The following is a 22,452-nucleotide window of genomic DNA, read 5'->3' on the forward strand; positions in this document are numbered from 1 at the left end:
CCCGTCAGCCCCCGCCACGGGTTGGCTAGGTCACGGTCAATGCCCTCTAGTCAACACCGGCCTCATCGCGCCCAGCAGGCCGGATCACCCAGCTCGCGATAGGGTGACAGGGTGGAGCGACCGGAGCTGTCCATCACGGTTGAGAGTGCTCCCGACGAGGCTGTCTTTCACCTCGCCGGGGAAATCGACGTGCTCACCGTGACCAAGCTCTCGGCAATGGTCAACGAGATCCTGGCGGAACCCCCGTCCCGGATCATCCTCGACATGTCGGGGGTCACCTTCTGTGACTCGCAGGGCCTGGGCACCCTCGTGGTCCTGAGCCGCAAGGCCCAGCACGCCCGCGCGGTCCTCGCCCTGACCAACGTCGGCGACTTCCTGCTGCGCGTGCTCGACATCACGGGCCTGCGCTCAGCCCTGATGATCTCCTCCACTGCGTAGGAGTGCCGTCGCGGTAACGCGCAGACCTGCGGCGACCCGCTCGGATTCACCTCGTTCCAGCATGGTGAGGATCGCGTCGCTGGAGAGCGGTGCCAGCAGCAGGTCGGCAAGGAGTGCGGTGTCCAGGTCGGGGCGCGCCTCGGTGAGCAGGCCGGCGATGTGGGCGTGCCAGAAACCGTAGACCGGGTGGGCCTCGCGGTCGTCCGGGTCCAGCCGGTGCGCGGTGGTGACCGCGTGGCCGAGCGCCGCGAGCAGGCCTTTGTTGCGGGCGACCACGGCGACCACGGCGTCGAGGAAGGCGAGCAACCGCTCCTCGGGCTCGGCGCCGGGGCCGAGCGGGGGTGGACCGCTGCTCACGGAGTCGCCGAGGGCCATGGCCCGCTCCTGCATGAGCGCGATCATCAGGCCCATCCGGGAGCCGAAGCGGTGGAAGACGGTGCCTTTGCCCACCCCGGCCGCGGCGGCGACCTGTTCCATCGAGATCTGCTCGGGGCGCAGGCGGGTCAGCAGGTCCTCGGTGGCCAGCAGGATCGCGCTTCGGTTGCGCAGGGCGTCGGCACGCGTCACGGATCCATCTTCCCCCTTGCTAACTGGACCGGCGGTCCAGTACGTTCCGAAAGATGCGACGGATGCGCTACTTCGAGTACGGGGAACCTGACGTTCTGACGTTCGAGGAGGTGGAGATCCCCGAGCCCGGGGACGGCCAGGTACGGATCAGGACGCAGGCCATCGGTGTGAATTTTGTCGACACGAGATTCCGGCGCGGGCCGTCCAGCGGAGCGATCTTCGAGCGGCCACTGCCCGGCAAGCTCACCGGTGACGTGGTGGGCATAGTGGACAAAGGCGACGAAGGCCTGGTCGGGCGGCGGGTTGTGGCGCTTTCCGAGGATGCGTACGCGGACTACGTGGTCGTCGACGCGCAGTGGATCACGCAGGTGCCGGACGACATGGATGTCGCTGCGGCGAGCATGCTGCCGACGTCGGCGCCGGTCGCGTTGCGGGCGCTGCGGTCCGGAGTGGTCACGGCGGGTGAGACGGTGCTGGTGCACTCGGCGGCCGGCGGAATCGGGCAGCTGGCGGTGCAGCTAGCGCGGATGGCGGGTGCCGGGCTGGTGATCGGGACCTCGAGCACCCCGGAGAAGGTCGACGCGGATGTCGCGATCGATTACACCGCTGCGGACTGGCCCGATCGGGTTGCCGAGGCCGCGCCGGGCGGTGTGGACGTTGTCCTCGATGCGGTCGGCGGGGATGTGCTTCGGCGTAGTTTCGGGGTGCTCCGGGCGTACGGTCGAATTGTCACTTATGGGGCCGCTTCGGGTGACCTGATCGACGTGCCGATGACCGATTTTTTCGCTCTCCGGTCTTTGATCGGATTTTCGCTGCTCGCCTGGCGGGCGGCGCGACCAGAGCAGGCGCGGGCCGAGATGACCGAGCTGGCCGGGCTGTTCGCGACGGGGCAGCTGCGGGCCGGACCGGCCGTGACGTTGCCGCTCAGTGAAGCGGCCGAGGCGCATCGCCTGCTCGAAAGCAGGGCACACCCCGGCCGGATCGTGCTGATTCCCTGATCAGGTGCCCCAGCGGGCCTTCTCCAGCAGCTCCAGCGCCTCGGCGGAGGCGTCCTCGCCGCCGGCGCGCAGCGTGCGGGTGGCCTCGTCGACGAGCTCGGTGAGGCGTTCCCACTGGTTGTCGCGTTCGCGGGTGACCTCGGCCTGGGCCTTGAGCTGCTGGGTCTTGGTCCAGAGCTCGACGAAGATGGAGACCTTGGCGCGCAGCACCCACGGGTCGAAGGGCTTGGTCAGGTAGTCGACCGCGCCGACCGCATAACCGCGGAGGGCGAGCTGGGCGTCACGGTCGGCCGCGGTGAGGAAGAGGATCGGGACGTGCCGGGTGCGCTCGCGGCGCTTGATGTGGGCGGCTGTCTCGAAACCGTCCATGTTGGGCATCTGCGCGTCCAGCAGAATGACCGCGAAGTCGTCGGTGAGAAGCTGTTTCAGGGCTGCCTCTCCGCTCTCCACCGCCACGGCCTGCACCGGGAGGCCCTGCAGGATCGCTTCCAGCGCGAGCAGATTGTCACGCCGGTCGTCGACCAGCAGCGCCTTGGCTCGCTCGGCCACACTCACTCCCCACTGCTCTCTGCGGCGTTCACCCAGCGGGCCATGAGCTCGATGAGCTGGTCCAGGTCGACGGGCTTGGTGATGTAGTCGCTCGCCCCCGCCGCCAATGCTGACTCACGGTCACCAGGCATCGCCTTGGCTGTCAGGAACACTACCGGCAGATCCTGAAAGCGCTGATTGCGGCGGATTCCCCGGGTCGTCTCGTAGCCGTCCTGGTCGGGCATCATCGCGTCCATCAGCACGATGTCGACCTCGGGGTGCTCGGCCAGCAGGCGTACGCCGTCGACCCCGTTGTCGGAGTAGACAACGTTCAGGCCGTGCATCTCCAGCGCGCTGGTCAGGGCGAACACGTTGCGTACGTCGTCGTCGACGATCAGCACGGTGGCGCCGTCGAGCTGGCGGGAAGCCTGGGTCGACGGGGGCACCGGCTCCGGCTCCAGCTGGTCGGTGATCAGCGGGAAGTCCAGCGAGTTGAACGACGCCGGCCGCGGTGACACCGGGGTCTCCACCGGTGGCAGCAGTTGCGGCAGCCCCGAGAGGCCGGGCATGAGCGGCCTCGGGATCGAGTCGGGCACCGGGGAATCCGGCATGTAGAGCGTGAACGTCGAGCCCTCGCCCGGCGCGGACGACACCACGATCGTGCCGCCGAGCAGCGCCGCGAATTCCCGGCTGATCGACAGGCCCAGGCCGGTGCCGCCGTACTTGCGGCTGGTCGTGCCGTCTGCCTGCTGGAACGCCTCGAAGATCAAGCTGAGTTTCTCGTCGGAGATGCCGATGCCGGTGTCGGTGACCGCGAACGCCACCACCTGATCGGCCGCCGCCAGCGCCGGGATGTCGAAGTAGCTGTCCTCCGGCGCCGGGTAGATGCTCAGCGTCACCGAGCCGCTGTCGGTGAACTTGACCGCGTTGGAGAGCAGGTTTCGCAGGATCTGCTGGAGCCGCTGCTCGTCGGTGACGATCGAGTCGGGCAGCTCCGGCGAGACCTCCACCCGGAATTCCAGGTCCTTCTCGTCGGCCTGCGGGGAGAACGCCTGCTCGACATAGCTGCGTACGCCGTCGAAGTCGACCTGGTCCGGTTCGACGTCCATCCGGCCCGCCTCGATCTTGCTGAGGTCGAGGATGTCGTCGATCAGCGAGAGCAGGTCGGAGCCGGCACTGTGGATCGTGCGGGCGAACTCGATCTGCTTCTCGGTCAGGTTGCGCTCCGAGTTGTCCGCGAGCAGGCGGGCCAGCAGCAACAGCGAGTTGAGCGGCGTACGCAGCTCGTGGCTCATGTTGGCCAGGAACTCGGTCTTGTAGGCCGAGGCGCGGGACAGCTGCTGCGCCTTCTCCTCCAGGCCGAGGCGGGCCAGCTCGATCTCGCGGTTCTTGGTCTCGATGTTGCCCTTCTGCTCGCTGAGCAGCTGGGCCTTGTCCTCAAGCTCGGCGTTGGTGCGCTGCAGCTCAGCGGACTGGTCCTGCATCTCGCGGGCCAGTCTCTGCGACTGCGAGAGCAGTTCTTCGGTACGCCGGTTGGCCTGGATCGTGTTGAGCGCGATCCCGATCGTCGCGACCAGCCGCTCGAGGAACGTCAGGTGCAGCCCGGAGAACGTGGCGACCGACGCGAACTCGATCACGCCGAGCATCTCGCCCTCGAAGAGCACCGGCAGCACGACCAGGTCGTTCGGCGGCATCGACATCAGACCGGAGCGCATGGTCAGCACGCCGTCGTGCGTCGCCCGCACCCGGATCGTGCGGCGTGAGACTGCCGCCTGACCCACCAGACCTTCGCCGGGGCCGAACGTCACCTCGTGGTTGCGGGCGACGTATCCGTAGGACGCGGCCAGTCGCAGCCGCATCACGGCTTCCTCGTTGTCGACCAGGAAGAACGCGCCGAGCTGGGCGTACACCAGCGGCGTCACCTCGGTCATGATCATCCGGCAGACCTCGCCGAGATCCCGCTGGCCCTGCAGCAGCCCGCCGATGCGGGCCAGGTTGGAGTCGAGCCAGCCCTGCTCGGCATTGGCGGTGGTGGTCTCCCGCAACGCCACGATCATCTGGTTGATGTTGTCCTTGAGCTCGGCGACCTCGCCCTGCGCCTTGACCGCGATGCTCTGGGTCAGGTCACCCCGGGCCACCGCGGTGGACACCTCGGCGATCGCGCGCAGCTGGGTGGTGAGCGTGGAGGCGAGCTGGTTGACGTTGTCCGTGGTCTCGCGCCAGATGCCGGAGACGCCCTTGACCTCGGCCTGACCGCCGAGCTTGCCTTCGATGCCGACCTCGCGACCGACCCGGGTGACCTCGGTGGCGAACGACGACAGCTGGTCGACCATCGTGTTGACGGTGTCCTTGAGCTCCAGAATCTCGCCACGCGCGTCGACGGTGATCTTCTGCGACATGTCGCCCTTGGCCACCGCCGTGGTCACCGAGGCGATGTTGCGGACCTGGGCCGTCAGGTTGGACGCCATGTAGTTCACGTTGTCGGTGAGGTCGCGCCACGTGCCCGCGACACCACGCACCTGGGCCTGGCCGCCGAGCTTGCCCTCCGAGCCCACCTCGCGGGCCACCCGCGTGACCTCGTCGGCGAACGACGACAACTGGTCGACCATCGTGTTCACGGTCATCTTCAGCTCGAGGATCTCGCCCTGGGCGTCGACCGTGATCTTCTGCGACAGGTCACCGCGGGCGACGGCGGTGGAGACCTGGGCGATGTTGCGGACCTGGGCCGTCAGGTTGGACGCCATGGAGTTCACGTTGTCGGTGAGGTCACGCCACGTGCCCGCGACCCCGCGGACCTGCGCCTGGCCGCCGAGCTTGCCCTCGGTGCCCACCTCGCGGGCCACCCGGGTGACCTCGTCGGCAAAGGAGGACAGCTGGTCGACCATCGTGTTGACCGTCGACTTCAACTCGAGGATCTCGCCACGAGCGTCGACCGTGATCTTCTGCGACAGGTCACCCTTCGCCACCGCTGTGGTGACCGAGGCGATGTTGCGGACCTGGCTGGTCAGGTTGGACGCCATGTAGTTGACGTTGTCGGTGAGGTCGCGCCACGTCCCCGAGACGCCCTTGACCTGGGCCTGACCGCCGAGCTTGCCCTCCGAGCCCACCTCGCGGGCCACCCGGGTCACCTCGTCGGCGAACGACGACAACTGGTCGACCATCGTGTTCACGGTCGACTTCAACTCGAGGATCTCGCCACGAGCGTCGACCGTGATCTTCTGCGACAGGTCACCCTTCGCCACCGCCGTGGAGACGGAGGCGATGTTGCGGACCTGGCTGGTCAGGTTGGCGGCGAGCTGATTGACGTTCTCCGTGAGGTCGCGCCACGTTCCCGAAACGCCTCTGACCTGGGCCTGACCACCCAGCCGGCCCTCGGTGCCCACCTCGCGGGCCACCCGCGTGACCTCATCGGCGAACGACGACAACTGGTCGACCATCGTGTTCACGGTGTCCTTGAGCTCCAGGATCTCGCCCTGGGCCGCCACGGTGATCTTCTGCGACAGGTCACCCTTGGCAACCGCCGTGGAGACCTGGGCGATGTTGCGCACCTGGCTGGTCAGGTTGGACGCCATTGAGTTCACCGAGTCGGTGAGGTCCTTCCAGGTCCCCGCGACGTTCGGCACGTCGGCCTGGCCACCGAGCTTGCCCTCGGTGCCCACCTCGCGGGCCACCCGCGTCACCTGCTCGGCGAAGAGCCGCAGCGTGTCGGTGAGGCCGTTCATCGTGTCGGCGAGCTCGGACACCTCGCCACGGGCGGAGACCGTGATCTTCTGCGACAGGTCGCCGCGCGCCAGCGCGGTAGCCACCTGGGAGATCGAGCGCACCTGGTGGGTGAGGTTCGAGGCCATCGTGTTGACGGAGTCGGTGAGGTCCTTCCACGTGCCGGCGACGCCACGCACGTCGGCTTGCCCGCCCAGCTCCCCCTCAGTGCCCACCTCGCGGGCCACCCGGGTCACCTCGTCGGCGAACGACGACAACTGGTCGACCATCGTGTTCACCGTGCGGCCGATCCGCAGGAATTCACCCCGCAGGGGTCGCCCGTCCATCTCCAGAGCCATGTGCTGGGAGAGATCGCCGTCGGCAACCGCCACGATGACCCGGGAGATCTCCGTGGTCGGGCGGGCCAGATCGTCGATCAGTGAGTTGACCGAGCGCACGCTGTCGGCCCAGGCCCCGTCGAGCCCCTCGTCGTCCAGTCGCTCGGTGAGCCGGCCCTCGCGGCCGACCGTACGGCTGATCCGGCGCACGTCGAGGTTCTGCTGCTCCTGCAGCGACACGACCTCGTTGAACGCGTCCACGAGGTCGCCGAACGACCCGTTGCGACGGGCCAGCCGTACCTTGAGATCGCCCCGACGGACCCGCCGCAGAGCATCGGCGACCTCATCGAGCAGGGCGGTCTCGTCGGTCAGACCGACGGTGACCTCTTTGGCCGCAGTCATGCTGTCCTCATTCGCTGTCCGACGCCTTGGGCGATCCATCATCCCTCGCCCGGCCGGGTCTTTGCGAGATGTGGCTTTGTGCATCCGGGCGTCGGCAGGAGAAGATGCATGCGTGCCGGTGGAGGTGGGACACGCGACGGGCGCCCTGGTGCGCCGGGTACGACTGCCCAACGACCGGCGTACGCCCGCGGCTGCCCGCGCTCTCGTACGCTCGGTCCTGGAAGAAGCAGGCCTGGAGCCCCTCGTGAACGAGGCGCTCCTGCTGACGACCGAGTTGTCCACGAACGCGGTGGTGCACGCCGGCACCGAGCTCGACATCGAGGTCGCCGCCGACCCGGCCGGGCTGACGGTCACGGTGACCGACTTCGCCCCGGGCCCGGTCGAGGAGCTCGCGGTCGGCCCCAGAAACGATAAAACGGACATCGGCGAGGTCGCCGAGCGTGGCCGCGGGCTGCTGCTCGTCGACCATTTCGCCAGCCGCTGGGGCACCGTGCACGAGGGCACCGGCAAGGGCGTGTGGTTCCGGCTGGAGAACCGCGACACCACCACGACGACACAGGCCGCGCTGCCCGTCACCGAGGGTGACCCCACTCCCAGCGTCGGCGAGCTGACCGCGCTGCTGGAGGTCGACCCCGGCCGCGGCACCGACGACGCGCTGGCCGAGTTCGCCGCGGAGTTGCTCACCCGCCTCTCCCGGCTCACAGGCGCGACCGGTGGCGTGGTCCGCCTCGACCGTGGCGAGGGCGCCGGCCGCCAACTGCTCGCCCGGCACGGCCGCGCCCCCCGTGACGACGCCGCCACCATCAAGGTGCCGCTCTCCGTGCATCGCCCCTACGCAGGCGAGTTGGAGCTCGACGCCTCGCCCGACGGCTACGCCCAGCCGCTCGCCACGATCGTCGCCGAGCGGCTCTCGCTGCACCTCGAGAACGACCGCCTGCGCCGCACCGACCTGCGCCGGCAGACCTGGCTGACGTTCCTGGCCGAGGCGAGCGAGCTGCTCGCCCAGAGCCTCGACGTCAACCTCACCATGGCCCTCATCCCGCAGCTCGTCGTCCCGCGCCTCGGTCAGTGGTGCGCCGTGCACACCACCGACGCCTGGGGCCGGCTCCAGCTCGCCGCCGCCACCCACGCGGACGAGGCGGCGGTGAACGAGCTCTACGGCACGCTGTCGGAGACCGGGCCCGACTCGATCCTGTCGCGGCTCGAGGAGGCGTCCCGGCTCGGCCAGCAGGTCATGTTCGGATCGCCCTCCGACGGCTTCGCGGTGCCGCTGGTCGCCCGGGGCCAGCGCCTCGGCACCCTCGCGGTCGGGCGGCACCTGCGGCATCGCCACGACGCCGACGAGGTCGCCGTGCTGGAGGACGTGGCCCGGCGGGCGGCGCTCGCGATCGACAACGCGCGCATCCACGACGAACGGCACAAGGTCGCGCGTACGTTGCAGGCCTCGCTGCTCCCCCCGGCCCTGCCGCACGTCGAGGGTGTCGGCTTCGCGGCGGAGTACGTCCCGACCGGCTCGGAGGTCGGCGGCGACTTCTACGACGTGGTCCCCTCGGGCGACGGCTGGATCGTGGTGGTCGGCGACGTCTCCGGCAAGGGCGTCCAGGCGGCGACGGTCACCGGCCTGGTCCGCGACGTGATCCGCATCCTGGTCGACGATGCCAAGCCGATGACCGAGATCCTCTGCCGGGTCAACCGCACCCTGGTCCAGCGGGGCGGCGGTCGCTACTGCACGCTGGCGATGGCCTCGGTGACCCGCAACGACAAGAACCTCGACGTCCGCCTGCACCTGGCCGGTCACGACCGCGCCGTGCTGGTCCGCGCGGACGGCCAGACGTCCTTCGTCGGCGAGGGCGGCACCGCACTGGGCCTGCTGGAGAGCATCTCCTCCCCGGACGCGCTGGTGACGCTGTCCCCGGGCGATTCGCTCATCTTCTACACCGACGGCGTCACCGAGCGCCGCCGCGGCCGCGAGCTGTTCGGCACAGCCCGGCTGCGCGAGGCCGCAGCGCCGCTGGCGGGATACCCCGCGGACGTGATGGCGGCCCGGCTGCGCTCCACCACGATCAACTTCTCCGTGGAAGAGCCCCGCGACGACATCGCGATCCTCGTGCTGAGAAACGACGCCTGACATGGCCAGGACCCAGTACTACACGGCCACCAGCATCGACGGTTTCATCGCCGATCAGGACAACTCACTCGACTGGCTCCTGCAGATCCCCGACGACCGCGCGAACGCCAACCCGTTCGGCCGCTTCTTCGCCGAGGTCGGGGCGTTCGCGATGGGTGCGACGACCTACGAGTGGGTCCTGGAGCACGAGGGGATGATCGGCGAACCCCTGAAATGGAAGAACTACTACGGCGACATCCCGGCCTGGGTCTTCACCCATCGCGAGCTGGAACCCATCCCGGGCGCCAACCTGACCTTCGTGCAGGGCGACGTGCGACCGGTGCACGCGGCGATGACCGCGGCCGCAGGCGACAAGAACCTGTGGGTGGTCGGCGGCGGGGAGTTGGCCGGCGACTTCGCCGACGCGGGCCTGCTCGACGAGCTCATCCTCGGCGTCGCACCGGTGACGCTGGGAGCGGGAGCCCCGCTCTTCCCCCGCCGCTTGCTCTCGTCGCAGGTCACGCTGGCAAAAGTCGAACACCTGGGACAGTTCGCCTACCTAACCTATGCACTCGCCTGATCCGACCTTTTTGTCGGCAAAGTCGTGGCATCGTGTTGGTCGTGGCGACGACTCAGTACTACACGGCGGCCAGCATCGACGGCTTCACGGCGGATCTGGACAATTCGCTTGAATGGCTGTTCGAGGTCGATGAGGGCACGGACAACCCGTTCGGTGCGTTCTTCTCCAACGTCGGCGCGTTCGCGATGGGTGCCACCACCTACGAGTGGGTGCTCAAGAACGACAACGTGCTCGAGGAGCCCGAGAACTGGCACGAGATGTACGGCGAGGTCCCCTGCTGGGTCTTCACCCACCGCGAGCTGCCCCTGGTGCCTGACGCCAACATCTTCATGGTCAGCGGCGACATCCGCCGGGTCCATCAGGCGATGACGGTCGCCGCCCAGGGCCGCAACGTGTGGCTGGCAGGCGGCGGTGACCTGGTAGCCGAATTCGCCGACGCGGGCCTGCTCGACGAGCTCATCCTCGCCGTAGCCCCGGCGATCCTCGGCGCGGGCACCCCGCTGCTTCCCCGCCGGCTACACGCCCACCAACTGGCGCTGACCCACGTGGCCCAGATGGGGCAGTTCGCCTACCTCACCTATGCGGTGGGCAACCTGGCGAACCTCGGCCGGCACCTGGCCGCCGAGACGCTGAGCCGCACCCACCCGACCCTGCTGACCGCCCACGACCAGAACATCCGGGTCAGCTCCTGAGCAGGTGCCGGATCTTCCCGGCAGCCTGATCGGCGATGGCGTGCCCCACCGGGCGGGTCACCAGGTCACTGAGCGCGAACATGTCGAGCACGTTACCGACGTGGGCCCAGTCGTCGACCAGGGGCAGGTCCGCGGGCTGATGCTCGGCGAAGCCCGCGCGGAAGCCGTCGAGGAATCCGTCGGGATGCTCGGCACTGAACCGGGCCATGTTTGCGGCATCGGCATACGGGCTTCCCGAATAGCTGAACTCCCAGTCGAGCAGCGCATTCACCCGCCAGCCACCGCCCGCCCGGGAGACCAGGATGTTCTTCGGGTTGATGTCGGCGTGCACCAGCCGGGTGTGGCCGTCGATGCCTTCCAGCGCCGGCGCGTGCGTCGCGCACAGCTTCACCCAGGCCCGCCGCGTCTCATCGTCGAGCCGGTCCTCGGGAACCGCGGCCATACAGCCCTCCGCGACCGCGACCAGCTGCTGCGACCAGGGCTGTTCCTCCCTGACGGTCAGGTTGCCGTCCTTGAAGAACCCTCGCCGGTCGAACGTCACGACCGAGACGCCCGCGACGACCCGCCCGACCTCGGCTCCCAGCGCGGTCGCCTGCCGTCGATCAAGATCGTGCACCTGGCTCAGCACGAGGCCGTCCACAAATTCGAGGACCATCGCCGCGGGCGTCACCAGCAGGACTTCCGGGACCGGCACGTGCGGGCGGGCGGCCGTCATCACCGCCGCCTCGATCACCGGGTCTCCCCCGCCGAACCGGGCGACGACCTGCCCATCGGCGAGCGTGAGCAGGCAGGTCTCGTGCGAGAAGCCACCCGCCAGCACCGATGTCGACACCACCGGGCTGCCGAGCGCTGCCGCGATGTCGTGGAGCTCGTCCTCCCGCATCAGAACAGGTCCCGGGTCTGGGCCATGTCGATGTGGGCGCTGATCTCCGGTGGAGCAGCGATCGCCACGCAGCGACCGTCGCGGGCCAGCAGGACCCCGCGCACCGCGTCGAGGATCCCCTCCACCCGCTGGGCCGTCAGGGTCCCCGGCAGCACCGCGTGCATGGCGCCGCCGCGGCCCGCGGAGCCACGGATCGGCACCGGGATGCCGGTCGCGTCGCCCAGGGCATAGACCGCGGCCTGCAGCTCGGCGATCGGGACGGTCACCCGCAGCGCGACAGCCCCTCGCGCGAACGGGTAGCGCCCCCACCAGGGCGGTGCCACCGGCGCCACTGCCGCGTTGGCACCGAATCCCGTCGCGAGACGTTTCGCCCGCTGAAGGACGTCGGCCGGGTCTCCCTCGAGGAGCACGGCCAGGATGCCCGGAGGACGGCGACCTGCCGGGGTCGGGAGGTCGACCTCGATCGCGCTGGGTTGCACGTCCAGAGCCCGGATCTCGGCGACCCGGCCGGGCACCTCGCGGGCCGCACTCACCGGCACCGTCACCCAGCGGCGGGCCGCCGGCAGCGGCTCGAGGCGGACCAGCGCCGACAGCAGGACGCCGTCGATCTCGCCGATGCCCGGACGGCCCTGCTCGCCGTCGGACTCCGCGCGGTCACCGGCGCTCGTCACATAACTGATCCGCTCGATCTGGGCCGCGGGCGTGCCGAAGCGGTGCCGCAGCGGGCCCGACTCGTTCCAGGCGAGCATGCCGCCGAGCGTGGCCGTCGCCGAGGGCGGGTCGACCGCCAGTCGCTGCCCGCTCAGGGCCAGGGCTGCCTGCACGGCGCGGATCGGGGTGCCGACCCCGATCTCGGCGGTGGCCGCTTCGCGGTCGTGATGCCAGATGCCGTCGAGCCTGCCCGTGTCGAGGAGCAGGTCGACGCCGAGCGGACGCTTGCCCCAGTCCATCTTGGAGCCGGAGCCCCGCGGGACCACGGCGAGCCCGCGCTCGGCGGCGAGCCCCACGGTGTCCACGACGGTGTTGGTGGTGGCCGGTGCCGCGACGAAGGTTGCCCGGCGCCCCGCCACCGCATCGGCGGCGCCTGCCGCACGGGCGAAATCCGGGCCGCAGATGTCCACCAGGGCCCTGAGCACCGGCTCGCGTGCTGGAAGACCCGGCCTCGTCGAGTCCATTCCGCCCCCGCCCCTCGTCCACGCCGAAGACCGCCGTAAAGACCATATTCGCCGATCGGCAACGAAGATCACCCGCTGTGGATCCCAGCGGAGATCGTCCACTCTGCACATCGTACACATGTTCGAATAAAGCGGGGAGACCCGAGCGGCGTACGCACCCGCGCGACCCCCGGGCGCCCGGTAACGTGGCAGGCGTGACGACTGAGATGCCCACGACACCGCCCACGGTGCGCCAGGTGCCCGCCGAGCGCACCTTCCACGGCGACACCGTCACCGACGAGTTCTCCTGGCTGGCCGAGAAGGAGAACCCGGAGACCATCGCCTATCTCGAGGCGGAGAACGACTGGACCGGTAAGGCCACCGCCCACCTGGACGGGTTGCAGACCACGATCTTCGAGGAGATCAAGGCTCGTACCCAGGAGACCGACCTCTCCGTGCCCCAGCGCAAGGGCTCCTTCTGGTATTACACGCGCACGGTCGAGGGCAAGCAATACGGCATCCAGTGCCGGGTCGCGGCCGCGCCCGACGACGTGAGCCCGCCCGCCACCGGCGACGGCGCCCCGCTCGCTGGCGAAGAGGTCCTGCTGGACGGCAACGAGCTGGCCGAGGGTAAGAATTTCTTCGCGCTCGGCACCTTCGACGTGACCCCGGACGGCAACCGGCTGGCCTACTCGGTGGACTTCGACGGCGACGAGCGGTTCATCCTCAAGGTCAAGGATCTCGTCACCGGCGAGACGCTGGCCGACGAGGTGCCCGACACGTTCTACGGCAGCGCCTGGTCGTCGGACGGTTCGACGCTGTTCTACATCACCGTGGACGACGCGTGGCGGCCCTACCGGGTGTGGCGGCACGTCGTCGGGCAGCAGGCAGCCGATGACGTCATCGTCTTCGAGGAGGCCGACGAGCGCTTCTGGGTGGGTGTCGAGCTCACCCGCAGCGAGAAGTTCATCGTCATCGACGCCAACAGCAAGGTGACCTCCGAGGTTCGGGTGCTCGCGGCCGACGACCCGGCCGCCGAGCCGGCCCTGATCCGCCCGCGGGTGCAGGGCGTCGAGTATTCGATCGACCATCACGGCCACCGCTTCCTGGTGCTGCACAACGAGGACGCCGAGGACTTCGCCCTCGCGTACACCTCGGTGGACAACCCCGGCGACTGGGTCGAGCTGATCCCGCACACCCCGGGCACCCGCCTGGAGTCGGTCGACGCGTTCCAGCGGCACATCGTCGTCTCCCTGCGCCGCGACGGCCTCACCGGCCTGCGCGTGCTGGCCGACGGCAGCACCGACAGCTACGACATGGCGTTCCCGGAGCCGCTCTACAGCGTCGGGCTCGCCGGCAACCCCGAGTACGACACCAACCTCGTGCGGATCAGCTACACGTCGATGGTGACCCCCGACTCGGTGTACGACGTGGACCTGATCACCCGCGCGATGGAGCTGCGCAAGCGCAAGCCCGTCCTCGGCGGTTACGACCCCGAGCAGTACGAGCAGTATCGCGAGTGGGCGATCGCCGACGACGGCACCCGGGTGCCGATCTCAGTCGTCGCGCGCAAGGACGTCCCCCGTAACGGCACGGCTCCGCTGCTGCTCTACGGCTACGGCTCGTACGAGATCAGCATGGACCCGTACTTCTCCATCGCCCGGCTCTCCCTGCTCGACCGCGGCATGGTCTACGCGATCGCGCACGTCCGCGGCGGCGGCGAGATGGGCCGCCGGTGGTACGAGGACGGCAAGATGCTGACCAAGCGCAACACGTTCACGGACTTCATCGCGTGTGCGCGCACCCTGGCCCGCTCGTCGTGGACCAGCGCCGACAAGATCGTGGCGCGCGGCGGCTCGGCGGGTGGCCTGCTCATGGGCGCGATCGCCAACCTGGCCCCGGACGCGTTCGCGGGCATCGTGGCCCAGGTGCCGTTCGTCGACCCGCTCACCTCGATCCTCGACCCGTCGCTGCCGCTGACGGTCACCGAGTGGGAGGAGTGGGGCAACCCGCTGGAGAGCGCCGACGTGTACGCGTACATGAAGTCGTACAGCCCGTATGAGAACGTCGTGAAGCAGAAGTACCCGGCAATTCTCGCCGTGACCAGCCTGAACGACACCCGCGTGCTCTACCACGAGCCGGCCAAGTGGGTCGCGCGCCTGCGTGCCACCGCGCCGGAGGGTTCGTACCTGCTGAAGACCGAGATGGGCGCCGGGCACGGCGGTCCGAGCGGGCGCTACGACTCGTGGAAGGAAGAGGCGTTCGTGATCGCCTGGACCCTCGACACGGTCCACCTCGCCTGACGTGCTGAAAGGGGGGCGTCGGCCCCCCTTTCGCATCAGCTCGCGCGCAGTTCCTCCAGGTCGGTGCTGGATCGCAGGACGACCAGACCGATCCCGGTGGCGATCAGCATGATGAGGAAGGCGCCACCTGCGAGCAGAGCAAGAGATCCCACGGGTACGGGCACCGTGAGCGTGTTGCTCGGAGCTCCGACCCGCGTGCCGGTGAGCCGGATGAGCCCGATCCCGGACGTCACCGCGAGCAGCAACGCCGGCGCCAGCGGCAGCATCGTCTGCCACAGCACCGATTCGGAGAGGGTTCGGCCCGGCACTCCCGCAGCGGTGAGCGCCGCATACGTCCGCCGCCGCGCGACGATCCCCTCGGCCAGCGAGATGAGCACCCCGGCCGCCGCGACGGTGACCCCGATCCCCACGGCGACCATGATCAGGTCGACCGCGCCGGTGTAGAAGCCCTCTGGCGCTCCGGCGCCCAGCTGCTCCTCCCGGGTCTGCGCGTTGTAGCGGTTCCACGCCTCGAACTGGGTGACCAGGCCGATCCGGTAGCCGAGTGCGATGGCCCCGATGACGACACTGGCGAGCAGGGCCGCGAGCGTACGGCTGCCACTCCACGGATCGGCCATGAGCCGCCGCCCGGCCAGGAGCATCGCCGGCCGGGGCCCGAACCGCAACAGCAGCCGGCCCGTCGTGTGCGCGATCCACCCCGTGCCCAGCACCACCCCGATCGTGGTCAGCGCGACGCCGCCGCCGACGAGCACCGCCCACCGATTCGTGCCGACGTCGATCCCCTTGATCTGCGCCGGCAGCTGGAAAATCACCAGACCGACGACGATCAAGAATCCCGGCCACGGCCAGGGACCGCGCTTACGGGTACGCCGGACCACCCCGAGCGGACTGATCACGACCTGCCGCAGCAGCAACGCGCCCACCAGCCCCGCCATGACCGGGACGAAGGCCATCAGAATCACGATCCACAGCACCGACGGCAGCACGTCCGTCGGGAGCAGCAACTCGCCACCGGCGTTGCGGCGTTCGAGCACCACGCGGAGCAGAAGGAAGCCGCCGAGGCCCACGACCGAACCGATCACCCCGGCCGCCACGGTTTCGGCGCCGGCGATCAGCACCGCCTGCCCGGGGGTCGCGCCGGCCAGCCGGATCGCGGCGAGGCGACGGTCCCGGGCCGGGGCGCCGAGCCGGATGGACTGCCCGGCCAGCGCCAGGATCGGCACCGCCAGCAGCACCAATGCGGCGATCACACCGGGTCGCAGCCCCGGCTCGGCGAGCAACGGGCTGGCGTAGTGGGCGTTCTCCCCCGATTCGCCGTTCTTGATCGCGATCACGGTGGCGGCGGCGAGCAGCACGACGAGGGCCAGCGCAGAGCTCGCGGCCGTCAACGCCGTACGCAGATGGTCGGTCCGGTTTCCCGCCACCGCGAGCCGGAACAGGGTCGCGGGCCTCATGCGCGGGTCCGCAGACCGAGACCGGTGGGGTCGAGGGCACCGTCGCGCAGGGAGATCTCGCGGTCGGCGTACGCGGCGATCTGCGCCTCATGCGTGACCAGCACGACCGCCATGCCCTTCTCCCGCGCGACGCGGACGATCTCGCCCAGCACCTGCTCGCCGGTGAGCACGTCGAGCGCACCGGTCGGCTCGTCGGCGAAGAGCGCCCGGGGCTCGGTGACCATGGCCCGCGCCACCGCACAGCGCTGCTGCTGACCCCCGGACATCGCGCCGGGCAGCTTGCCGGCGAGCTCCGCGACGCCGAACCGGTCGAGCCACTCCTCCGCGGTCTTCTGGGCCTCCCGCCGCTTCACACCGCCGAGGAGCAGGGGCAGTGCGACGTTCTCACCCGCGGTCAGCTCCGGCACGAGCTGACCGAACTGGAAGAGGACACCGAATTCCGTACGCCGTAGCTTCGACCGCGCCGACTCGGACCACAGCCCGATGTCCTGGTCCCGGTAGCGGACCGAGCCGGAGTCGACCCGCATGATCCCCGCGAGACAGTGCAGCAGCGTGGACTTGCCGCAGCCGCTGGGACCGGTGACGGCGACGATCTCACCCTCGGTGACTTCGATGTCGACGCCGCGCAGGGCGGGCGTGGGTCCGTAGGCCCGGTGCAGTGCGGTTCCCTGCAGCAAGGTGTTCATGGGTTCATCTCCTCGTTCAGGTCGGCGAGGCGCAGCAGCGTGGTCTGCAACCAGCGCAGGTCCGCGTCCAGGTGAGCGATGGCGTAGTCGGCGGCGATGACGTCACCGACCGTGGCGGCGCTGTCGGTCTTGACCGCGGTCAGCTCCCGCAGCCGGGTGGTGTGGGCCGCCCGTTGGGCGACGAGGTATTCGGTGGCCACCCGCTCCCCCGAGGCGAGCAGGCTGACCACGACTTTCGCGAAGAGTGCGCTGGTCACGTATGGTGCGGGCGGCTCGACCTCGGTCAGCCACTCGCCCAGACGGGCCCGGCCGGCCTCGGTGATCACGTAGGAGGTGCGGTCCGGGCCGCCGTCGCGATCCTGCCCGCTCTGCTCGACGAGGCCGTCGCGTTCGAGCCGGCCGAGGGTCGCGTAGACCTGGCCGAACGCGAGCGGTTTGGCCTGTGGCAGGCGGTCGTCGTGCGACCGCTTCAGCTCGTAGCCATGGCGTGGACCACCGGCGAGGAGGCCGAGAAGCACATGCGACGTGGACATGGCGGCCACTATTCACTGAGTGAATAGAGGTCGTCAAGAGGATAGGGTCGCGACTATGGGTGAGTTCATAACCGCAACCGCATTCCAGACCGAGGACCTCGACGCCGTACGCGAAGCAGTGCTCGGCTTCTTCACCACGAACTCATGGGCCGCAGAGAACGTCGACGAGCAGTCCCCGCCGACCGAGAACGACGTACGCGTCTACTCCCCCACCGGCGGCTGGACCGTGATCCTGTGGCCGACGCCGTTCTCCGAGCTGGCCGCCGCCGAGTTCGTGTCCCGCCGGCTCGGCACCCTGGCCAGCTCGGTCAGCCTCTACGACGGCGACTACTGGCGGCACATGCTGCTGCGCAACGGCGTCACGCTGGACCGGTTCGCGAGCCTGCCGGACTACTTCGCCGAGAGCCGGCAGGACGCCGACCGCCTGCGCAGGAAGTACGCCTCCCGCCCCGCGACGGTCGCCGACGCGGTCGGCATCCCCGTCGAGCAGGTGACGCCGTACCTGACCCCGGTCAAACTCGACGACATCGAGGACCTCGACATCGAGCGCGGCACCGCGTTCCCGGACGACGAGTTCGAGCTGGACGACCCGTGGGTCTTCGTCGACTTCTGGCGTCACTTCGGCCCGCACTACCCGCAGGACCCGGCCGCGGCCCGGCTCATCATCCGGCTCGCCCCCGGCTGGCTGGAAAAACTGCCCTACGGCGACGGCGAGCTCTAAGCCACCCGCCCCAGCGACGAGACCAGGTGGTCGAGGGCCGGGGCACCGGCCTGCGCGGCGATCGGCGGGGCGAACGGGCGGCGCGGGACCGGCATCGCGGCCAGTGCCTTCGCGGTGAAGCCCAGCTCCTGGACCACGATCTCGTCCGGGAAGCCGGCCTGCTGACCGGTGGCCCGGGCGATGTCCCACCCGTGCACCAGCAGCTCGGTCAGCCGCAGGTGCAGCGCCATCAGCCCGTCGACCCGGCCGAACGGCACCTCGAGGATCCGGTCCAGGACGCCCGGTTGCCGGAACGCAGCGATCAGGGCCGCGGCGGTCTCGTCGAAGCCGGCGAGCAGCTCGCGATGCTTCGGTGGCCGGGTCAGCAGACCGGAAGCGTCCATGACGTTCCCCAGCACCAGATGCCGGACCAGGGCGTGCACGTCCCACTCCGGACAGGGGGTGGGATCACCCCACTGATCAGGCTTGATGCCATTGATCAACCACCCGACGTGCTCGGCCGTCTCGGCCAGCTGATCAACGGTCGCCGCGCTCACGACAACACTTTATGGGGCGGCGCAAATTTCTGGCTCAGTAGACCCACACCTTGGTCTTGAGCGGGATCTTGTCGTTGGTCCAGAGATAGTTCATGGCCGAGATCGACAACCGGGCACAGCCATGGGAAGCGGCGTACGGCGGGACGCTGTTGGCGCCGTGCACCGCGATGCCACCGTTGAAGTACTTCGGGCGCCACAGCAGTCCCAGTGGCGCGTTCCGCCAGCCGTCGATCTGCCGTGAGACCGAGAACTTGCCCGCCGGGGTGGACGCGACGTGGGTCGAGCCCTCCTGCTCGTACTGCGCGCCGGAGCCCGTCGACGTGTTGAAGACCTGCGTGACCTCGCCGTCGTCCACGAGCATGAGGAGCTGGCGCTTCTTGTTGATCTCGATGATGTGCCCGCTCGTGCTCTTGGCCTTGGGGCGTACACCCTTGTCGAGGGCCTTCTGGGTGTCGGCGCCGACCACGCCGTCGCGGTCCAGGCTCGCGGCCTTCTGCAACGCGTACACCGCCTGCTGAGTCTGACCGCCGAATTTGCCGTCCGCCTTGCCGTTCCAGTAGCCGAGCTCGTTGAGCCGCTGCTGCAACGCGACGACCCGGTTACCCTTCGCGCCCTGCTTGAGCTTGTCCGAGGTGGCGCTGGGCGTCGGCGTGTTCGCAGTCGGCTCGGCGGGCGCGGGAGCAGCTGTGGACGGCGCCGCCGAGGCTGTGGACGGAGCTGTGGATAAAGCCGGAGTTGCCTGGTCAGAGGCATCGGAATCACACGCGGTCGCGAGCGCTGCCGCCGCGGACACCGCCACGACGAACGTCAGAGCTCTGCGCACCACGATCCCCTCCCTGCTCGATCATCACACGCGAGAAACTTTCCAGTCCGGGTAATGGTCCGTCAAGGGTAGTGACCAGGCCGACCGGGCTGCGGGACGGGAAAAGAAACAAGTACGCTTCGCCTATGTCATGGAAGGCGAGCGCCAGGCACGGCGTACGCGAGGCGCCCGCCGGCCTCGCCCTCCTGCAGGATCTCCTCAACACCCGGGCGACCATGTCGTATGCCCCCGACCTGCTCGGCAACCCGGACGACGCCCAGCGCTGGCTGAGCGACGCGCTGGCCACCTGGTCGCGGGTCTCCGCACTGCCCGCGCCGGTGCTCCTGCTCTCCTCGAGCGACATGCGCTCCCTGCGCCGGCTCCGCAGCACCTTCGAGGGCGTGATCCTGGCCGGCACCGGCCGCGAATCGGGCCAGGAGGGTTCGCTGCCCCCGGCCGACGTGCCCGTCACGCTCGTCCCGGAGGCCGACGGATGGGTCCGGATCGTGCCGGCCGGGCGCGGCACGAGATGGCTGGCCTCGGCACTGTGGGCGGAGGCCCTGCTGGCCCAGCAGGCCGGGCTCTGGCCCCGGCTCAAACTGTGCAACAACGTGGAATGCCGGGCCGCCTTCTTCGACACGTCCCGCAACAACAGCGGGGTGTGGCATGACGTCAGTACCTGCGGCAACACGGCAAACCTGCGAGCCTTCCGCGAACGGCGCCGGCTGATGGGCAACACCGGCGGTAACGCCTCCGTTCAGCGCCCCGAGATATAGGCCACGGGAACTCTTCGGCCGCGCCGCGCGACTATGGGGGTATGGCGTGTGAGCAGTGGCGCGAGAAGCTGTCCGCTCAACTGGACGGCGAGGACGATCCGGCTGAGCGGGCCGGTGTCGACGAGCACCTGGCCGGGTGCGCCGGGTGCCGGGAGTGGCTGGATCGCGCCGCCACGGTCAATCGGCTGACCCGCACCGGCCTGGTCACCGACGTCCCCGACCTGAGCGGCGCGATCATGGCCGCCCTCGGCCACCCCGAGATCGCCCACCCCGGGATCACCCACCCAGCGGCCCTTCAGCCGAAAACGGGTTGGCGCCGGAGGCTGCCGGAGGACTGGCGGGTGCGGGCGACGGCCCTGCTCTATGTCGCGCTGGCCGCGGTCGGGGCCGTGCAGCTCATCCTCGGTCTGGCGCAGGTCGGCGGCGGGGCGGCGAGCCTGCATGTGCACACCGGGCTGGATGCGACCCCCGGGCACCTCTGGCACGAGTCCGCCGCCTGGAACGTCGCGGTCGGGGCGGGCTATCTCTTCATCGCGCTGCGGCGGAGCCGGCCGACCGGGCTGGTGCCGATGCTGACCGCTTTTGTGGGGATGCTGCTGCTGCTCTCCGTCAACGATCTTTCGGCCGCGCGGGTAGACGCCACCCGGCTGGTCAGCCACGGCTTCGTGATCATGGGATATCTGATCGTGGTGGCGCTGTCGCGGGTCGCCGAGGGCTTCGCGCAGCCGCCGGGCAACCGCGTCTCCACCGGCCTGGGATGGCATCTGGTGGAGGAGGATGACGCGGCTGGGAGCAATCCACAGCAGCCACGGCTCCGGTTGATCCCGTCAGGCCCGCTGACCGCGCGGCTCGCCGAGGGCGAGCGCCGGGAAGCAGCCTAGGCGCGGGGCCGGACGGAGAGCTCGCGCCATTCGTCGGAGCCGTTCAGCAGGGCACGGACCATGTCCAGCGCGTCGTCCTCGCTGTCGTACTCGAAGAAGTGGGAGACACCGTCGGAGCCACCCGCGCGCTGCTCGACGTACCACTGGTCACCGCTTGTGCGCAGGTATACGTCCTTGCGTGCGACGCGTCCCCATTTGCCGTTCCACCAGTGCTTACGCTGCTCCATCCCGGCACTGTATCGAACATTTGTTCGAACAGTGCCGGGTGGGGTCAGCTTTTCCGATCTTGATCAGGAAGGACCCTGATCAGCGCGGCGGCTCCTGCTGGTGGCGTCCGAGAATGTCGTTCACCGCACCCGGGGCGACCTGCTGGCGCACGAGGGCGTCGCGGATCTCGGTGAGCAGCTTGACCTCTTCGCTGGGGGCCTCCGGCGGCGGCTCCTCGCCGCGCTTGCGACGCTCGGCGAGCCGGTTCAGCGGGTAGACCACGAGGAAGTACAGCACCGCGGCGGTGAGCACGAAGGTGATCAACGCGTTCACAAAGCCGGGGATGTCGAAGACGACACCCCGGACCGTGGGCTTGCCGGCGTCTACACCGGTGCCGCCACCCAAGAGCTGGATGAGCGGCTTGAGGAAGGCCGCGGTGAACGCGGTGACGACCGCGGTGAACGCAGCGCCGATAACGATGCCGACCGCAAGGTCGACAACGTTGCCGCGCATGATGAAGTCTTTGAAGCCTTTGAGCATCGAACTCACGAGCACTCCTGCTGACGGGGACCGAGGGGGTTCGACCGCAGCAGGTTCCCGCGACCGATCAGCGACAAACTACGCTGATCGCCCGCAGCTAAAAAGGGTCGGCCATGAGTTAAAAAGGGCACGCTCAGTCGAGCGCCGGCTCCTCGGCTGTCACGGCCTCGTCAACCGTCGGGTACGTGTGCAGCACCTCGACCAGCCCGCTGACCTCGAGGATGCGCAGCACGCCGCGTTGCGGAGCGGCCAGCCGCACGACACCACCCGCGTCGTCGGTGCTGTTCTTGGCTCGGACGAAGACGGAGAGACCGGTGGAGTCACAGAACGACACCTCGGCGAGGTCGAAGACCAGCCGGGTGCGGCCCTTCTCCAGCAGGTCGCTGATCTGGTCCTGCAGCTGCGGAGCGGTGGCCATGTCGAGCTCACCACCGACCGACACGACGACGACATCGCCGCGCTGTTCCGTTTGAACCGTCAGGGACATTCAGGACCTCCCACTATTGAACTGAACGTTACTCCACGGAGCCGCCGCTTCGCCGGACGGGGAGGCAGAGCTGACCATGGGGTATTAGTTGGCCTAGGGCAAGTAAAGGACGTCCCGATGGTAAAGTCCGGCGCGGCTGC

22 protein-coding genes are annotated in these 22,452 nt (G+C 69.3%); 9 read left to right on the top strand and 13 right to left on the bottom strand.

Features of this window, described 5'->3' with window-relative positions; all coding sequences use genetic code 11:
• The first annotated feature begins 111 nt into the window (after window positions 1–111).
• Entirely contained in the window at window positions 112–438 is a 327-nt protein-coding gene (locus Aco04nite_RS42070) for an STAS domain-containing protein (protein WP_203836795.1), read from the top strand.
• On the opposite strand, the gene Aco04nite_RS42075 is transcribed toward Aco04nite_RS42070, so the two are convergent.
• Window positions 409–1,005 carry a TetR/AcrR family transcriptional regulator gene (locus tag Aco04nite_RS42075; protein ID WP_213002758.1) on the bottom strand — a complete coding sequence of 199 codons (597 nt, stop codon included), beginning with the start codon at window positions 1,003–1,005 and terminating at the stop codon, window positions 409–411. The two genes, Aco04nite_RS42070 and Aco04nite_RS42075, sit on opposite strands and share 30 nt — an antisense overlap.
• A gap of 53 nt (window positions 1,006–1,058) precedes the next feature.
• On the opposite strand from Aco04nite_RS42075, the gene Aco04nite_RS42080 reads away from it, so the two are divergent.
• Window positions 1,059–2,003: a quinone oxidoreductase family protein gene (locus tag Aco04nite_RS42080; RefSeq protein WP_244876689.1), complete on the top strand. Its 945-nt coding sequence runs from the start codon at window positions 1,059–1,061 to the stop codon at window positions 2,001–2,003.
• Here Aco04nite_RS42080 and Aco04nite_RS42085 read toward each other — a convergent pair whose 3' ends face one another.
• Window positions 2,004–2,552: a response regulator gene (locus Aco04nite_RS42085; RefSeq protein ID WP_213002759.1), complete on the bottom strand. Its 549-nt coding sequence runs from the start codon at window positions 2,550–2,552 to the stop codon at window positions 2,004–2,006.
• 2 nt (window positions 2,553–2,554) lie between these two features.
• On the bottom strand, window positions 2,555–6,970 hold the full coding sequence (locus Aco04nite_RS42090; RefSeq protein WP_213002760.1) for a hybrid sensor histidine kinase/response regulator: 4,416 nt from the start codon (window positions 6,968–6,970) through the stop codon (window positions 2,555–2,557).
• Window positions 6,971–7,082: 112 nt separating this feature from the next.
• On the opposite strand from Aco04nite_RS42090, the gene Aco04nite_RS42095 reads away from it, so the two are divergent.
• Genes Aco04nite_RS42095 through Aco04nite_RS42105 form a run of 3 tightly spaced genes read left to right on the top strand, consistent with a single transcriptional unit; the run spans window position 7,083 to window position 10,349 of the window.
• A complete protein-coding gene (locus tag Aco04nite_RS42095; RefSeq protein WP_213002761.1) occupies window positions 7,083–9,098 on the top strand; it encodes a SpoIIE family protein phosphatase in 2,016 nt (671 codons plus the stop codon).
• 1 nt (window position 9,099) lies between these two features.
• Window positions 9,100–9,657 carry a dihydrofolate reductase family protein gene (locus Aco04nite_RS42100; protein WP_213002762.1) on the top strand — a complete coding sequence of 186 codons (558 nt, stop codon included), beginning with the start codon at window positions 9,100–9,102 and terminating at the stop codon, window positions 9,655–9,657.
• A gap of 41 nt (window positions 9,658–9,698) precedes the next feature.
• Window positions 9,699–10,349 (top strand): dihydrofolate reductase family protein, encoded by a 651-nt coding sequence (locus Aco04nite_RS42105; protein WP_213002763.1) that lies wholly within the window; start codon window positions 9,699–9,701, stop codon window positions 10,347–10,349.
• On the opposite strand, the gene Aco04nite_RS42110 is transcribed toward Aco04nite_RS42105, so the two are convergent.
• Together Aco04nite_RS42110 and Aco04nite_RS42115 are read right to left on the bottom strand one after the other, a co-directional pair.
• Window positions 10,339–11,232 (bottom strand): phosphotransferase, encoded by an 894-nt coding sequence (locus tag Aco04nite_RS42110; RefSeq protein WP_213002764.1) that lies wholly within the window; start codon window positions 11,230–11,232, stop codon window positions 10,339–10,341. The two genes, Aco04nite_RS42105 and Aco04nite_RS42110, sit on opposite strands and share 11 nt — an antisense overlap.
• Window positions 11,232–12,407 (bottom strand): FAD-binding oxidoreductase, encoded by a 1,176-nt coding sequence (locus tag Aco04nite_RS42115; protein WP_213002765.1) that lies wholly within the window; start codon window positions 12,405–12,407, stop codon window positions 11,232–11,234. The genes Aco04nite_RS42110 and Aco04nite_RS42115 overlap by 1 nt, the downstream gene beginning before the upstream one ends.
• Before the next feature lie 194 nt (window positions 12,408–12,601).
• Between Aco04nite_RS42115 and Aco04nite_RS42120 the strand changes: the two genes are divergently transcribed.
• The gene (locus Aco04nite_RS42120; protein ID WP_213002766.1) at window positions 12,602–14,689 is read left to right on the top strand and encodes a S9 family peptidase; all 2,088 of its coding nucleotides are present in this window, start codon (window positions 12,602–12,604) and stop codon (window positions 14,687–14,689) included.
• A 35-nt stretch (window positions 14,690–14,724) separates the two neighbouring features.
• Here the strand turns inward: Aco04nite_RS42120 and Aco04nite_RS42125 are convergent, their stop codons facing one another.
• The 3 genes from Aco04nite_RS42125 to Aco04nite_RS42135 are packed head-to-tail and all read right to left on the bottom strand — an operon-like array spanning window position 14,725 to window position 17,362.
• On the bottom strand, window positions 14,725–16,143 hold the full coding sequence (locus Aco04nite_RS42125) for an FtsX-like permease family protein (protein ID WP_213002767.1): 1,419 nt from the start codon (window positions 16,141–16,143) through the stop codon (window positions 14,725–14,727).
• Window positions 16,140–16,829, bottom strand: a complete 690-nt coding sequence (locus Aco04nite_RS42130) for an ABC transporter ATP-binding protein (protein WP_213002768.1) — start codon at window positions 16,827–16,829, stop codon at window positions 16,140–16,142. The genes Aco04nite_RS42125 and Aco04nite_RS42130 overlap by 4 nt, the downstream gene beginning before the upstream one ends.
• On the bottom strand, window positions 16,826–17,362 hold the full coding sequence (locus Aco04nite_RS42135) for a PadR family transcriptional regulator (protein ID WP_213002769.1): 537 nt from the start codon (window positions 17,360–17,362) through the stop codon (window positions 16,826–16,828). Before Aco04nite_RS42135 ends, Aco04nite_RS42130 begins: the two co-directional genes overlap by 4 nt.
• 55 nt (window positions 17,363–17,417) lie before the next feature.
• Here Aco04nite_RS42135 and Aco04nite_RS42140 point away from each other — a divergent pair, with 55 nt between their 5' ends.
• Window positions 17,418–18,083, top strand: coding sequence for a hypothetical protein (locus tag Aco04nite_RS42140; RefSeq protein WP_213002770.1), 666 nt, complete (start codon window positions 17,418–17,420; stop codon window positions 18,081–18,083).
• Here Aco04nite_RS42140 and Aco04nite_RS42145 read toward each other — a convergent pair.
• Entirely contained in the window at window positions 18,080–18,619 is a 540-nt protein-coding gene (locus tag Aco04nite_RS42145; RefSeq protein ID WP_213002771.1) for a TIGR03086 family metal-binding protein, read from the bottom strand. The two genes, Aco04nite_RS42140 and Aco04nite_RS42145, sit on opposite strands and share 4 nt — an antisense overlap.
• A gap of 34 nt (window positions 18,620–18,653) precedes the next feature.
• Entirely contained in the window at window positions 18,654–19,445 is a 792-nt protein-coding gene (locus Aco04nite_RS42150) for a L,D-transpeptidase family protein (RefSeq protein ID WP_244876690.1), read from the bottom strand.
• A 122-nt stretch (window positions 19,446–19,567) separates the two neighbouring features.
• On the opposite strand from Aco04nite_RS42150, the gene Aco04nite_RS42155 reads away from it, so the two are divergent.
• On the top strand, window positions 19,568–20,197 hold the full coding sequence (locus Aco04nite_RS42155) for a CGNR zinc finger domain-containing protein (RefSeq protein WP_213002772.1): 630 nt from the start codon (window positions 19,568–19,570) through the stop codon (window positions 20,195–20,197).
• A 41-nt stretch (window positions 20,198–20,238) separates the two neighbouring features.
• Complete coding sequence (locus tag Aco04nite_RS42160) at window positions 20,239–21,078, top strand: zf-HC2 domain-containing protein (RefSeq protein ID WP_213002773.1); 840 nt, start codon at window positions 20,239–20,241, stop codon at window positions 21,076–21,078.
• On the opposite strand, the gene Aco04nite_RS42165 is transcribed toward Aco04nite_RS42160, so the two are convergent.
• The 3 genes from Aco04nite_RS42165 to Aco04nite_RS42175 form a co-directional block, all read right to left on the bottom strand.
• Window positions 21,075–21,305, bottom strand: coding sequence for a hypothetical protein (locus Aco04nite_RS42165; RefSeq protein ID WP_213002774.1), 231 nt, complete (start codon window positions 21,303–21,305; stop codon window positions 21,075–21,077). The two genes, Aco04nite_RS42160 and Aco04nite_RS42165, sit on opposite strands and share 4 nt — an antisense overlap.
• Before the next feature lie 79 nt (window positions 21,306–21,384).
• Window positions 21,385–21,825: a large conductance mechanosensitive channel protein MscL gene (mscL, locus tag Aco04nite_RS42170; RefSeq protein ID WP_213002855.1), complete on the bottom strand. Its 441-nt coding sequence runs from the start codon at window positions 21,823–21,825 to the stop codon at window positions 21,385–21,387.
• Between the two features lie 133 nt (window positions 21,826–21,958).
• Window positions 21,959–22,312 carry an STAS domain-containing protein gene (locus Aco04nite_RS42175; protein ID WP_015618359.1) on the bottom strand — a complete coding sequence of 118 codons (354 nt, stop codon included), beginning with the start codon at window positions 22,310–22,312 and terminating at the stop codon, window positions 21,959–21,961.
• Window positions 22,313–22,452: the final 140 nt, after the last annotated feature.

It is taken from the genome of Winogradskya consettensis, assembly GCF_018332715.1.
In the GTDB taxonomy this organism is placed as follows: Bacteria; Actinomycetota; Actinomycetes; order Mycobacteriales; family Micromonosporaceae; genus Actinoplanes; species Actinoplanes consettensis.

Coding starts and splice junctions, on each gene's coding strand:
- Aco04nite_RS42080 (WP_244876689.1), top strand. CDS start 1,059: ATGCGACGGATGCGCTACTTCGAGTACGGGGAACCTGACGTTCTGACG.
- Aco04nite_RS42090 (WP_213002760.1), bottom strand. CDS start 6,970: ATGACTGCGGCCAAAGAGGTCACCGTCGGTCTGACCGACGAGACCGCC.
- Aco04nite_RS42100 (WP_213002762.1), top strand. CDS start 9,100: ATGGCCAGGACCCAGTACTACACGGCCACCAGCATCGACGGTTTCATC.
- Aco04nite_RS42110 (WP_213002764.1), bottom strand. CDS start 11,232: ATGCGGGAGGACGAGCTCCACGACATCGCGGCAGCGCTCGGCAGCCCG.
- Aco04nite_RS42115 (WP_213002765.1), bottom strand. CDS start 12,407: ATGGACTCGACGAGGCCGGGTCTTCCAGCACGCGAGCCGGTGCTCAGG.
- Aco04nite_RS42125 (WP_213002767.1), bottom strand. CDS start 16,143: ATGAGGCCCGCGACCCTGTTCCGGCTCGCGGTGGCGGGAAACCGGACC.
- Aco04nite_RS42130 (WP_213002768.1), bottom strand. CDS start 16,829: ATGAACACCTTGCTGCAGGGAACCGCACTGCACCGGGCCTACGGACCC.
- Aco04nite_RS42135 (WP_213002769.1), bottom strand. CDS start 17,362: ATGTCCACGTCGCATGTGCTTCTCGGCCTCCTCGCCGGTGGTCCACGC.
- Aco04nite_RS42140 (WP_213002770.1), top strand. CDS start 17,418: ATGGGTGAGTTCATAACCGCAACCGCATTCCAGACCGAGGACCTCGAC.
- Aco04nite_RS42155 (WP_213002772.1), top strand. CDS start 19,568: ATGTCATGGAAGGCGAGCGCCAGGCACGGCGTACGCGAGGCGCCCGCC.
- Aco04nite_RS42160 (WP_213002773.1), top strand. CDS start 20,239: ATGGCGTGTGAGCAGTGGCGCGAGAAGCTGTCCGCTCAACTGGACGGC.
- Aco04nite_RS42165 (WP_213002774.1), bottom strand. CDS start 21,305: ATGGAGCAGCGTAAGCACTGGTGGAACGGCAAATGGGGACGCGTCGCA.
- mscL (WP_213002855.1), bottom strand. CDS start 21,825: ATGCTCAAAGGCTTCAAAGACTTCATCATGCGCGGCAACGTTGTCGAC.
- Aco04nite_RS42175 (WP_015618359.1), bottom strand. CDS start 22,312: ATGTCCCTGACGGTTCAAACGGAACAGCGCGGCGATGTCGTCGTCGTG.